Origin of the sequence: Candidatus Pelagibacter sp. (genome assembly GCF_965262185.1) — a bacterium.
In the GTDB taxonomy this organism is placed as follows: domain Bacteria; phylum Pseudomonadota; class Alphaproteobacteria; order Pelagibacterales; family Pelagibacteraceae; genus Pelagibacter.
Map to the genome: position 1 here is coordinate 433,250 of NZ_OZ253498.1, position 13,320 is coordinate 446,569.

Genomic DNA, 13,320 nt, shown 5'->3' on the forward strand with positions numbered 1-13,320 from the left:
AAATATAGCATATTTCAATGAAAAAAATAATTTTTAGAAAAATACTATTTGATTGTTTACGTTTTTTTTTAATTAGCTTATTAGGTATTGCCTCAATAATTTGGGTATTTCAGGCAGTAAATTTTCTTGATATTATGATTGAAGATGGCAGAAATTATAATATTTATCTAAATTACTCACTTTTAAATTTTCCCAAAATATTAAGTAAAGTTATTCCATTTTGTATTTTTTTTAGCTTTTCATATATTTTTATAAATTATGAAACAAACAATGAGCTAATAATTTATTGGAATCATGGAATAAATAAAATGAATTTAATAAATTTTTTTTTAATATTTTCTTTTTTTGTCCTAATTATTCAAATCATTCTATTAACCACTATAGTGCCTAAATCTGAGGAAATTTCTAGAAATTTAATTAGAAATTCTAATGTAGATTATTTTGAAGGATTAATTAAACCAAAAAAATTTAATGATAATTTAAAAGACTTAACAATATATGCAGAAGATAAAAATTCAGATGAAGAATTTATAAACATTTATATAAAAAAAAAAACTTCAAATAATAAATTTCAAATTATTTATGCTAAAAAAGGAATTTTTGAGAATAAAGGTAAAAAAAAAATATTAGTTTTATATGATGGTCATAATTTAAATAGCAACAAAAATAAAATTACTAATTTTGAGTTCTCAAAGTCAGATTTTAGTTTAGCAGATGTAGACTCTCACTCCATCTCGTATCGTAAGCTTCAAGAGCACTCAACTAAAAATCTTTTAAAATGTATTCAAAACGTATATTATAAAAGTAATAAGCAGTTATCAAATTGTAATATCAACAATCCTAGAGAAGTCTATAAAGAATTATTCAAAAGGATAATTTTACCTTTTTACTTACCATTGCTTATTTTAATTTCATCAATTAATTTATTAAATTCTAAGGAGAGCATTAACTATAACAAAAAAAAAATACTAATATTTTTATTTGGAATTTGTATAATAACTGTTTCTGAAAGCTCTCTAGGCTTTGTTCGTAATTCAATTGTATATAATATTATTTTAATATTAATACCGATCATTACTGTTTTGTTAATTTATGGCTCTATATTTTATTTTTTTAGATCAAGTAAATATAAAAATATAACATGAAAATTTACATTAAATTCATTACTTTTTCTTTTTTAAAATCTTTCATAAATATTTTTTTAGTAATGCTAAGTTTAGTTTTTATATTAAATATTTTGAAAGAAATTGAATTTTTTAGCAATAAAGATGTAAGTTCATTTTATCCTTTATACCTGTCCTTAATGGGAACTCCTTCAATTATATTTGAAATGTTTCCATTTATTTTTTTAATAGCAACACAATTTTTTTTTATTAAACTTTTTAATAATGATGAAATAAATATTTTTAAATATTCTGGTTTAAAAAATATTAATTTAATTTACATTTTAAGTACTTTAAGTTTTGTGTTAGGTTTACTAATAATAATTTTATACTACAGTTTTTCCTCAAATCTACAAAAGTATTATATAGAAATTAAAAATCAATATTCAAATGATAAATCCTATTTAGCTGTAATTAATAAGAATGGTTTATGGATTAAAGATATAGTTGGAAATCAAATAAGTATTATTAATTCTTCTAAAATTAAAAATAATTTTTTGGAGGAAACATTCATTTCAACCTTTGATAAAGAATTTAAACCTATAAGAAATATTATAAGTAACAAAATTGATATTAAAAAAAATAAATGGCTGATATACAATGCTACTGTAATTGAAAACAATACTAGTAAAAAAATTAAATTATTTGAGTTTGATTCAAATTTTAATCTTAAAAGAATAGAATCATTATTTTCTAATTTATCTTCATTGTCAATTTTAAAATTAATTGACTTAAGAAACAATTACAAAATGCTTAACTATTCACTTGTAGAAGTAGATTTACAAATTAATAAATTATTAACTTTTCCCATTTATTTTATGTTAATGACTGTACTTTCAAGCATAGTAATGTTTAATACGAAACATTTTAAAAGCAATACTCTGAAAATTGTAATTGGTTTGTTTTTTTCAGTAGCTTTTTACTATCTTACAAATTTTTTTAACGTGTTGGGCACAACAGAAAAATTACATATAATAGTTTCTGTTTTGACACCTATAATATTTTTAAGTTTAATCAATTTTTTAATGTTAATTAAAATTAATGAAAAATAATTATTTAAAATACATATTAATTTTTTTTATTTTTATTAAGAATGCCACATACTCGATAGCAGCAGAAGATTTTGTATTTAATATTACAGAAATTGAAATAACTAAAAATGGAAATTTAATCGTAGGAACTAAGGGTGGAAAAGCGCAAACTAATGATGGATATGAAATATTTGGACAAAACTTCATTTATAATAAAAATACAAATATTCTAAATGTTTCTGGAAATGTAAAAATGTTAAATAAAAATAATGATTTAATTATTTTTTCTAATAAAGCCACCTACCTCAAAAATGATGAAGTAGTTTTTACAGAAGGCAATTCAAAAGCGATAAATGAAAACAATATTATTACGGCATCTAATTTTAAATTTGATAAAATACAAAATATCTTAATTGCAGATGAGAATGTTAAATTTCTAGATAAAGAAAAAAATACTGAAATTTTTTCTAATAAAGCCACCTACCTCAAAAATGATGAAGTAGTTTTTACAGAAGGCAATTCAAAAGCGATAAATGAAAACAATATTATTACGGCATCTAATTTTAAATTTGATAAAATACAAAATATCTTAATTGCAGATGAGAATGTTAAATTTCTAGATAAAGAAAAAAATACTGAAATTTTTTCTAATAAAGCCACCTACCTCAAAAATGATGAAGTAGTTTTTACAGAAGGCAATTCAAAAGCGATAAATGAAAACAATATTATTACGGCATCTAATTTTAAATTTGATAAAATACAAAATATCTTAATTGCAGATGAGAATGTTAAAAGATAAAGAAAAAAATACTGAAATTTTTTCTAATAAAGCCACCTACCTCAAAAATGATGAAGTAGTTTTTACAGAAGGCAATTCAAAAGCGATAAATGAAAACAATATTATTACGGCATCTAATTTTAAATTTGATAAAATACAAAATATCTTAATTGCAGATGAGAATGTTAAATTTCTAGATAAAGAAAAAAATACTGAAATTTTTTCTAATAAAGCCACCTACCTCAAAAATGATGAAGTAGTTTTTACAGAAGGCAAAACTTCTGCAATTATAGAAGAGAGATATGAATTTATATCTAAAAATATAAGATATAATAAAAAAATTAATCAACTTTTATCAAAACATGTTTCTTCAATTAGAGATAGGAATGGTAACTTTTACGAAGCTGAAAGTTTTGATTATCGAATTGATAAAAAATTTCTTAAAGGAAAAAATATAAATCTGTATGTAGAGATTGAAACAGATAAAATTGATAAATATTTTTTTTCAGATGGTTTTTTTGACTTAAATAAGCAAAGTTTTGTAGCTAAAGATACCAAAGTCAAAGTTCATAAAAATATATTTGATGATGATGAGCAAGATCCAAGATTATATGGGGTCTCATCTCGTGGTGATAATGAGTTTACAATTGTTAAAAAAGGAATTTTTACTAGCTGCAAAATTACTGATGATTGTCCACCTTGGAGTATTTATGCGAAAAAAATAACTCATGACAAAGTGAAAAAAGACATAATTTACAACGATGCAATATTTAAGGTATATGATATTCCAGTTTTTTATTTTCCAAAATTTTTTCACCCTGATCCTACAGTTGAAAGAAGGACTGGATTTTTACGACCACAATTTAATAGCTCCAATATCTTAGGTGATTCACTGTATGTTCCTTATTTCAAAACTTTAGGAGAGAATAGAGACTATACATTTAATCCAACTTTTTTTGACGATAAAAAAATAATTTTTCAAAATGAATATCGTCAAGAGAATAAAAGCTCTTCCCTAATAACGGATTTTGCTTTATTGAAAAACTACAAATCTTCAACAACTGGTAAAAGAAAAAATGTTAATCATTTATTTTTAAATTATCAGAAGAAATTAAATTTTGAAAATTTTGAAAATAGTAACTTGGATTTAAAAATTGAAAGAGTAAATGATGATACTTATTTAAAAGTATTCCAAAACAATTTAATTTCAAGTCCTGTAATGCCAAACAATAAAAATTTAATGCATTCTCAACTAAATTTTAATTTTGAAAATGATAATTATGATTTATCAACAAATTTTCAAGTTTTTGAATCTTTAGGTACAAAACATAGTGATAGATATCAATACATTTTTCCATCTTATACTTTTAATAAAAATGTAGATATTGAAAATATTAATGGCACTTTAAATTTTGCATCATCAGGGAGTAATGATTTAAAAAATACAAATAATCTAACAACAACTATTGCAAATGATTTAAACTATAGCTCAATAAACTATTACACTAATTATGGACTACAGAGTAATTTTGCTTTTTATTTAAAAAATTCAAATTTAGTCTCAAAAAATGACTCAACTTTAAAATCTTCACCAACAATAGATCTCATGAGTTTTTTTGAAACAACAACAAGTTTTCCATTAATCAAAATTAATGATCTAAGTGAAGAAATTTTAACACCAAAAATTTCTTTTAGAATGAATCCTTCAAATAATATGAAAGATAATAGGGATAGTAATAGGAAATTATCAGTATCAAACATCTTTAATACAAATAGACTTGGATTAAGTAACTCTTTTGAAACAGGTAAATCATTTACATTGGGAATTGATTACAAATACGATGTTGAAGAAACAAAAATAAACAAAGAATATGTTTCAGATAAAAATACAATTGAAAAAGATAAATTTCTTGAATTTAAACTTGCCACAGTATTTAGAGACTCTTATGAAGATAGAATACCCACAAGTTCAACTATAAATAAAAAAAATTCAAACCTATTTGGATCATTAACAAACAATCTCTATGATAACTTTGAGATAAGTTATGATTTTTCAATTGATAATAGTATAAGTACTTTTGAATCGCACAGCCTAAATACAAAAATATCAATAAATAATTTTGTAACTGATTTTGGATATGTTGAAGAAAGAGGTGATCTAGGATCAAGTCATTTAATTTCAAATACAACTTCCTATAATTTTAATGACAAAAATTCAATTTCTTTTTCAACAAAAAGAAATAAAAATATTTCGCTAACAGAATATTATAATTTAACCTATGAATATAAAAACGACTGTTTAACAGCAGGTGTTGTTTATGATAGAACTTTTTATAAAGATGATGATTTAGTTCCCTCTGAAAATTTGTTTTTATCAATTACCTTCATACCACTTACAACTTATGAAAGAAAATTATATGAACGAGATAAATATGGAAAATAGAACATCAAAAAAAATAATATTTATTATTTTTTTAATTAATATTTTATTTTTTAATTCAAATCTAAAAAGTTTTGAAAATAAAATAATTTATAAAATTGAAAATCAAATTCTAACAAGTATAGATCTAAAAAATGAAATAAATTATCTTACAGCCTTAAATCCAAATCTAAAAAAGCTTAATAAAAATGAAATAATTGAAATTTCAAAAAAATCATTGGTTAAAGATAAAATTAAAGAAATTGAAATTATAAAAAATTTTAAAAATCCAATTGTGCCTGAAGATTTGTTGATGCAATTAATAAAAAATATTTATAATAAAATTGGATTTACAGAATTAGAGGTTTTTAAACAATATCTTCAATTAAATCAGGTAAGTTATGACAATGTATTAAATAAAATTCAAAATGAAGCACTTTGGAATGAGTTAATTATTGCTAAATTTTCAAATAAAATAAAAATTGATACGGAACAATTGAGAAGAAATATTAAAAAAAATACTAAATCATATTTATTGTCTGAAATTTTATTTGAAGTTCAGCCAAATCAAAATCTTGAACAAAAATTTAAAGAAATCTCACAAACAATTAATGATAAAGGTTTTGGTAATGCGGCATTGAAGTATAGTATTTCCGAAACAGCAAATATAGGCGGTAAATTAGATTGGATTAATGAAAAATCTTTAAATAATAATATAAATAATATTCTTAATTCTTTAGAGAAAAATAAATTTACCAAACCAATAACTGTTCCGGGAGGTTTTTTAATTCTTCAAGTTAACAATATAAAAACCACTCAATTAAAAAATAATATCGATAAAGAATTGAAAAAAATTATCAGGGAATCTAAAAACTATCAATACAATCAATTTTCAAAACTATACTTTAATAGAATAAAAAAAGATATGGAAATAAATGAAATATAAACCTATAGTAATTATAGCAGGTGAACCAAATAGTGTTTTTATAGAAATTTTTTTAAAAATAATAAAAAAAAATAAATTTAAAAGTCCTCTAGTTTTAATTTGTTCAAAAAAAATATTATTTAAACAGGCAAAATTTTTAAAAGAAAAAATTTTAATTAATCAAATTGGAAAAAATAGGATTAATTTAAAGAATTGTAATCTAAAAAAAATAAATTTAATTGATGTAGACTATAATCAAAGTAAAGCTTTTCAAAAAATTTCATCTAATTCAAATAAATACATTAATGATTCATTTGATCTTGGTTTAAAAATTATGAAAAGTGGTATAAGCAACAAATTAATTAATGGTCCAATTTCTAAAGAAAAATTTTTATCCAATCAATACATAGGGATAACAGAATATTTAGCTCAAAAATCAAAAATAAAAAATTTTGCTATGATTATTTTTAATAAAGAATTATCTGTAAGTCCTATAATTACACATGAGCCATTAAAATATGTAGTAAAAAAGATTAATAAACTAAAAATAATAAAAAAAATTAAAATTATTGATAAATTTTGGAAAAGTTATTTTAAGAAAAAAGCTAAAATTGCTATAACTGGACTAAATCCACATTGTGAAAGCATTGATAAATTTAATGAAGATAAAAAAATTATTTTACCAGCAGTAAAAAGTTTAAAAAAATCAAAAATCAATATAGAAGGTCCACTATCTGCTGATACTATTTTTACTAAAACAAACAGAAAAAGATATAATCTGATTGTGGGAATGTATCATGACCAAGTGTTAACACCTATAAAAACTTTATTTGAATACGATGCAATTAATTTAACTGTTGGACTGCCTTTTATAAGAGTTTCACCTGATCATGGACCAAATGAAAATATGATGGGCAAAAGAAAATCAAACACAAAAAGTTTATTAAATTGTATCAGATTTCTAGATTATTAAGTGATTAAAGCAAAAAAAAGTTTAGGACAAAATTTTCTAATTGATAAAAATATAATTAATAAAATTGTAAATTTAGTTAATATAGAAAATAAAATTATTTTAGAAGTTGGACCTGGGACTGGAAGCTTAACTCTATCTATCTTAAATCATAAACCAAAAAAAGTTTATGTAGTTGAAAAAGATAATGATTTAGTAATACAATTAAAAAACAATTTTAAAGATCAGATTACTATATTCAATGAAGATATACTTAAATTTAATGAAAACACTTTATCAAAAGAAAAAATAATTGTATTTGGGAATTTACCTTACAATATATCAACAGAAATTCTAATTAAGTGGATAATTAGTTTCAATAAAAATTGTTGGTTTGATAATTTGATATTAATGTTTCAAAAAGAAGTTGCAGATAGAATTGTAGCTAAATTTAATACATCAAATTATGGGAGATTGTCTATTCTAAGTAATTGGAAACTAAATATAAAAAAAATTTGTGACATTAAACCGGGATCTTTTACACCGAAACCAAAAGTTGACAGTTCTTTACTAATTTTTTCTCCAAAAAATAAATTTTATGAGATAAATTCAAAGAATTTAGAATTAATAACGAGAACATTTTTTAATCAACGAAGAAAAATGCTTAAAAAACCCTTCAATCAAATTTTTAATGGAAATCAAAATATTTTAGACAAACTAAAAATTAATCCTGCTTTAAGACCTCAGAATTTAAGTGCAGAAACGTATTATTTATTAACAAAAGAGTATGAGAAATTACTAAGTTAATTTTTCAACATGATTTCTGATAAAATTTATATCATAATCTTTTGAACCATCATTCATTTCTGCCTCAATTAAATTTTTTATTTTTAAAAAACAAGTATCTAAATCATCATTAATAACTACATAATCATAATTTATCCAATGCAACACGTCTCTTTCAAACTGCTTGATTCTTTCTTCGGCAATTAATTTATCTGCAGAATGTCTAATAGATAATCTCTGAAATAAAATTTCTTTACTGGGTGGTAAAATAAAAAATGTAATTAACTTATAATCTAATTTTTTATTTTTAATTTGATCGGCTCCTTGCCAATCAATATCAAATAACACGTTTTTGTTTTTGTTTAATTTATCTATTACTGGTGTTCTTGTTGTCCCATAGTAATGATTAAAAACTTTTGCGTATTCGAGAAACTCTTCATTATTTATCAACCTTTTAAATTCCTCTTCTTTAACAAAAAAATAATCTTTATTTATTATTTCGTTAGGTCTGGGACTTCTTGTTGTATGTGATATTGAGATCTCAAAATTATCTAGTTCAGATAATTTTTTAACTAATGTAGTTTTACCTGCTCCAGAGGGAGAAGATAATATTATCATTATGCCATCGTTGAGCGAAGGCATTATTTATTTAGTTTGCTTTTCCTTCGATAAACTTAACTGCGTCTCCGACAGTTAAAATTTTCTCTGCTTCGCTATCTGAAATTTCAGATCCAAATTCTTCTTCAAAAGCCATCACTAACTCAACCGTATCTAAGCTATCTGCTCCTAAATCATCTATAAAACTAGATTCTTCAGTTACCTTAGCTTCATCTATACCTAGGTGATCTGCTACAATTTTTTTTACTTTGCTTGAAACGTCTTCTGACATATTGATTCTTTTTGTTATATTTCGTTAATAGTTTAAAACGCTATTTTGTCAAGCCATATACATGCCACCATTAACATGAAGGGTTTCGCCATTTATATAGCTTGATTGATTTGAACATAAAAAACCTACAGCATTAGCAATATCATCTGGCTCTCCAAGACGTGCAGATGGTATTTTTGATACAATTGTTTCTTTAAATTTTTCATCTATCTTATCTGTCATAGCGGTTTTAATAAATCCTGGTGATATACAATTAACATTAATATTCTTCTTGGCATACTCTATCGCTAAACTTTTTGACATTGCCACGATTCCAGCTTTTGATGCAGTATAGTTAGTTTGACCTAAATTTCCTGTATGTCCAACAACAGAGGTAATATTAACTATTTTTCCAGATTTATTTTTTAACATTTTTTTTATAGCGAATTTACTCATCAAAAATGTTGACGTTAAATTAATATCAATTACTTTTTTCCATTCATCCAAACTCATTCTGATTGCCAGGTTATCTTGTGTAACACCTGCATTATTAACGATACAATCTAAACTACCACCCAGTTCTCTTGTTGCATTTTCAATAAACTCTTCAATTTTTTCACTTTGAGATATATCAAACTTTAAAATATTTATTTTTTCAAATTCTTTTTTTAATTCTTCAAGTTTTTCAATTCTTGTTCCTGAGGCTAAAATATTTGCACCACTTTCATTTAATTTTTTAACTATTGAATTTCCTATGCCTCCAGAAGCACCTGTAACAATTATATTTTTATCTTTTAAATCATTCATATTTTTAAATTTTTAATATCTTCTTGATTGTTTATAGTATCAATTTTTACGTTTCTATTAATCCTCTTTACCAAACCTGATAAAACTTTGCCAGGTCCTATTTCTATAAAATGATCAACATTATTATCTATCATATTTATAACACTTTCTCTCCATCTTACTCTATTTTCAATTTGTTTTATTAAAAGTGATTTCAAATCTTCAGAATTTGAAACTGCTTCAGCTGTTACATTTGATATCAACTTATTGCTCCCATCTGAAAATACAATTTTGTTTAATTCTTCTGTCATAATCTGTGTTGCTTTACTCATAAGGCTGCAGTGAAAAGGAGCACTAACAGGAAGTTTTATATTTTTAATTGAATTTTCTTTTAATACTTCAATTAACTTAACTAAATTTTGAGTTTTTCCACTCAAAACTATTTGCCCTTCTGAATTATCATTCGCTATTTGTGCTATAAATTTGGACTCATTATCTTTTAATATTTTTTCTATTACTTCAACAGTTGATCCAAGTACTGCAACCATACCACCCTCACCCTTCGGCACAGAATTTTGCATAGCATCTCCTCTGATTCTTAAAATTTTTAACGTTTCTGCAAAATTTAAATATCCAGCGCAAGATAAAGCAGAATACTCACCTAAAGAATGTCCAGCAAAATACTTTGCTTTATTTAAATCAATATTAAATTCTTTTTTAACAACGTTAAATATTGAATAGCTTATTAAAAAAATTGCTGGTTGAGTGTTTGCTGTTAAATCTAGCTCTTCTTTAGGCCCTTCTAATATCAGCTTTGAAATTGAATAATTTAATGTTTCATCAGCCTGTTTAAATAGGCTTTTCACAAGCTCAAATTTGTCATAAAACCCCTTTCCCATTCCAACTATTTGAGATCCTTGACCTGGGAATATTACTGAAAACATATAAAAATATTACTAATTTTGTGTTTTTATCTATTGTAATTGAACTTTTATAATAGTATATCCTCACTTTTTATTAAAGAACATAAATGAACTTATACGAACATACTATTATAGCTAGACAAGATACATCTCCAAGTGAGTTAAAGCAGTTAACTGAAAAATATTCAAAAATTGTTGAAAAAAATGAAGGTGAAGTTGTAAAAACTGAAAACTGGGGCCTTCTAAACCTTTCTTATCTTATTAAGAAAAATAAAAAAGGAAGCTACATTCACTTTAAAATTAAAGGTAAAGGTAAAGTAGTTGAAGAGTTAGAAAAAAATGAAGCTATAGATAAAAAATTATTAAGATATCTAACTGTTAGAGTTAAAGAATTTGATTTAGACACTAACTACTTTGGAAAAAAGGAAGAAAGTGAAAACAAAGAAAGTGCTAAAAACTAATGCCAAAAAGACAAAGTGGAAATAGAAAAGGTAAACAAAGTAATTTTGCAAAGTTAAGTATTTTTCAACCAAACAAATATAAATTTAAAAAAACTTGCCCACTTTCTGTAAAAGGTGCTCCTAAAGTTGATTATAAAAATATCAAACTTTTGAAAAGATATGTTTCTGAAAATGGTAAAATTTTACCTTCGAGAATTACAAATGTATCTCAAAAGAAACAAAGAGAGTTATCTTTATCAATTAAAAGAGCAAGAAACCTAGCTTTAATATAATGAAAGTTATTTTATTAGAAAACGTTAAAAGAATTGGATCTATTGGTGAGGTGATAGATGTGAAGAGAGGTTTTGCGAGAAATTTTTTAATAGCTAACAAAAAAGCTCTATATGCATCTAAAGAAAATATCAAAGAAGTTGAAAAAATAAAAGCTGATTTATCTAAAAAAGATAGCGAAAAAAAACAAGAAGCTTCTAAAATTGCAGAACAAATCAATAACAAAGAGTACTCAGTTCAAAAATTAAGTACTGAAAATAAAGAACTTTATGGTTCAGTGAAACCAACTGAAATTTCAAAACTTATTCAAGAAGAAAATAAAATTGATATCAAACCATCAATGATACAACCAGTTAAAGAAATTAAGTCTTTAGGAAAATTCAAGGTTAAAATTTCTTTACACTCTGAAGTTGATGCTGAAATAGTTATCAACGTTGAATCAGCTGATACAATTCAATAATTATACATTCTTTTCAACAGCTAAAAATTAAAATTTAAATACTAAAATTTTTCTATAAATTTTAACTTATGGAAAATAATTTAAGTATTGTTAAAGATAAATTCAAAGAATTACCAAATAATATTGAGGCAGAACAGTCTGTAATTGGTTCGATACTGGTTAGCAATGATATATTCGATGAGGTTAATACAATTATTTCATCAATTAATTTTTATGATCCTATGCATCAAAAGATATTTGAGGCAATCGAAAGCCTTATCTACAAAGGTATGCTTGCTAATCCCATCACTTTAAAAAATTATTTTGAAGATGAAAAAGATGACATTAATGTTCCAGAGTATTTAGTAAAAGTAACTAAATTCTCTACATCTGTAAGACAAGCAGTAGAATATTCAAAAATTATATACGATATGTTTGTAAGACGAGAGTTGATAAAAATTTCTGAAGAGACAATTGATAGTGCAAAATTAAATGACCTTGATACAAATGGTCAAACCATAATTGAAAATTCTGAGAGACAATTATTTGATTTAGCAGAAAAGGGATCTTTTAGTTCTTCTCTTATAAAGTTTGATGATGCCATGAAACAAACTATAGAGATGGCTTCAGCTGCATATAAAAATGAAGAAGGAATTGTTGGGGTTCCAACAGGTCTTAGAGATTTAGATGATAAACTTGGCGGTTTACACCAATCTGATTTAATCATCATTGCAGGTCGTCCATCAATGGGTAAAACTTCACTTGCAACTAATATTGCATTCAATGCAGCGCAAAAATTACAAGATAGTGGTAAAAAATCTTCTATAGCTTTTTTCTCTCTAGAAATGTCATCTGAGCAGCTTTCAACTCGTATTATCTCAGAACAAGCAAGAATAAGTTCAAATGATATAAGGAGAGGAAGAATTTCTGATGATCAATTTGATAAATTTCTAGAAACTTCAAAAAATATATCTGAACTTCCACTTTATATTGATGAAACACCAGCTATTAGCATTGCAGCACTAAGTAATAGAGCAAGACGAATTAAAAGACTATTTGGATTAGATATGATTGTGGTTGATTATATTCAGCTAATGAGAGGAACAACTTACAACAAAGATGGTAGAGTTCAGGAGATTTCTCAAATTACACAAGGACTAAAAGCAATTGCAAAAGAGCTTGCAGTTCCAGTTGTTGCGCTATCACAGTTATCAAGACAAGTAGAACAAAGAGATGATCATAAACCGCAATTATCAGACTTAAGAGAATCAGGTTCAATTGAACAAGATGCGGATGTTGTCATGTTTGTTTATAGAGAAGGATATTATCTATCTAGAAAAGAACCAAGAGAAGCAACTGTTGAACATGCTGAATGGCAAGCTAAGATGAATGAGGTGGCACACTTAGCTCAAATTATTATTGGGAAACAACGACACGGTCCAATTGGTAATGTAACACTTGAGTTTGAAGAAAGATTCACCAAATTTAAAGATACTCAAACTAATTAATTTCCAATATAAAA

The 13,320-nt window shown here is 24.5% G+C and carries 15 protein-coding genes; 11 read left to right on the plus strand and 4 right to left on the minus strand.

Annotated features, from left to right (window positions below; genetic code table 11):
• Positions 1 to 17: 17 nt before the first annotated feature.
• Genes ACQY31_RS02490 through rsmA form a run of 7 tightly spaced genes read left to right on the plus strand, consistent with a single transcriptional unit; the run spans position 18 to position 8,072 of the window.
• Entirely contained in the window at positions 18 to 1,145 is a 1,128-nt protein-coding gene (locus tag ACQY31_RS02490; protein WP_428080523.1) for an LptF/LptG family permease, read from the plus strand.
• Complete coding sequence (locus ACQY31_RS02495; protein WP_428080525.1) at positions 1,142 to 2,215, plus strand: LptF/LptG family permease; 1,074 nt, start codon at positions 1,142 to 1,144, stop codon at positions 2,213 to 2,215. The genes ACQY31_RS02490 and ACQY31_RS02495 overlap by 4 nt, the downstream gene beginning before the upstream one ends.
• A complete protein-coding gene (locus ACQY31_RS02500) occupies positions 2,205 to 2,993 on the plus strand; it encodes a hypothetical protein (RefSeq protein ID WP_428080527.1) in 789 nt (262 codons plus the stop codon). The genes ACQY31_RS02495 and ACQY31_RS02500 overlap by 11 nt, the downstream gene beginning before the upstream one ends.
• A complete protein-coding gene (locus ACQY31_RS02505) occupies positions 2,980 to 5,415 on the plus strand; it encodes an LPS-assembly protein LptD (protein ID WP_428080529.1) in 2,436 nt (811 codons plus the stop codon). Before ACQY31_RS02500 ends, ACQY31_RS02505 begins: the two co-directional genes overlap by 14 nt.
• Positions 5,390 to 6,337, plus strand: coding sequence for a peptidylprolyl isomerase (locus ACQY31_RS02510; protein ID WP_428080531.1), 948 nt, complete (start codon positions 5,390 to 5,392; stop codon positions 6,335 to 6,337). The genes ACQY31_RS02505 and ACQY31_RS02510 overlap by 26 nt, the downstream gene beginning before the upstream one ends.
• Positions 6,327 to 7,289, plus strand: coding sequence for a 4-hydroxythreonine-4-phosphate dehydrogenase PdxA (locus ACQY31_RS02515; RefSeq protein WP_428080533.1), 963 nt, complete (start codon positions 6,327 to 6,329; stop codon positions 7,287 to 7,289). Before ACQY31_RS02510 ends, ACQY31_RS02515 begins: the two co-directional genes overlap by 11 nt.
• Positions 7,290 to 8,072 carry a 16S rRNA (adenine(1518)-N(6)/adenine(1519)-N(6))-dimethyltransferase RsmA gene (rsmA, locus tag ACQY31_RS02520; protein ID WP_428080535.1) on the plus strand — a complete coding sequence of 261 codons (783 nt, stop codon included), beginning with the start codon at positions 7,290 to 7,292 and terminating at the stop codon, positions 8,070 to 8,072.
• On the opposite strand, the gene gmk is transcribed toward rsmA, so the two are convergent.
• The 4 genes from gmk to fabD are packed head-to-tail and all read right to left on the minus strand — an operon-like array spanning position 8,064 to position 10,649.
• Positions 8,064 to 8,693, minus strand: a complete 630-nt coding sequence (gmk, locus tag ACQY31_RS02525; protein WP_428080537.1) for a guanylate kinase — start codon at positions 8,691 to 8,693, stop codon at positions 8,064 to 8,066. The genes rsmA and gmk overlap by 9 nt on opposite strands.
• A gap of 7 nt (positions 8,694 to 8,700) precedes the next feature.
• On the minus strand, positions 8,701 to 8,940 hold the full coding sequence (locus tag ACQY31_RS02530) for an acyl carrier protein (protein WP_008544320.1): 240 nt from the start codon (positions 8,938 to 8,940) through the stop codon (positions 8,701 to 8,703).
• Between the two features lie 48 nt (positions 8,941 to 8,988).
• Entirely contained in the window at positions 8,989 to 9,726 is a 738-nt protein-coding gene (gene fabG, locus ACQY31_RS02535) for a 3-oxoacyl-[acyl-carrier-protein] reductase (RefSeq protein WP_428080540.1), read from the minus strand.
• Positions 9,723 to 10,649 (minus strand): ACP S-malonyltransferase, encoded by a 927-nt coding sequence (gene fabD, locus ACQY31_RS02540; RefSeq protein ID WP_428080542.1) that lies wholly within the window; start codon positions 10,647 to 10,649, stop codon positions 9,723 to 9,725. Before fabD ends, fabG begins: the two co-directional genes overlap by 4 nt.
• Positions 10,650 to 10,735: 86 nt before the next feature.
• On the opposite strand from fabD, the gene rpsF reads away from it, so the two are divergent.
• The 4 genes from rpsF (at position 10,736) to ACQY31_RS02560 (ending at position 13,306) form a co-directional block, all read left to right on the plus strand.
• On the plus strand, positions 10,736 to 11,089 hold the full coding sequence (rpsF, locus tag ACQY31_RS02545) for a 30S ribosomal protein S6 (protein WP_428080544.1): 354 nt from the start codon (positions 10,736 to 10,738) through the stop codon (positions 11,087 to 11,089).
• Positions 11,089 to 11,361 carry a 30S ribosomal protein S18 gene (gene rpsR / locus ACQY31_RS02550; protein WP_428080546.1) on the plus strand — a complete coding sequence of 91 codons (273 nt, stop codon included), beginning with the start codon at positions 11,089 to 11,091 and terminating at the stop codon, positions 11,359 to 11,361. Before rpsF ends, rpsR begins: the two co-directional genes overlap by 1 nt.
• Positions 11,361 to 11,819 (plus strand): 50S ribosomal protein L9, encoded by a 459-nt coding sequence (gene rplI / locus ACQY31_RS02555; protein WP_428080548.1) that lies wholly within the window; start codon positions 11,361 to 11,363, stop codon positions 11,817 to 11,819. Before rpsR ends, rplI begins: the two co-directional genes overlap by 1 nt.
• Positions 11,820 to 11,887: 68 nt before the next feature.
• Positions 11,888 to 13,306, plus strand: a complete 1,419-nt coding sequence (locus tag ACQY31_RS02560; RefSeq protein ID WP_428080550.1) for a replicative DNA helicase — start codon at positions 11,888 to 11,890, stop codon at positions 13,304 to 13,306.
• Positions 13,307 to 13,320 lie beyond the last annotated feature (14 nt).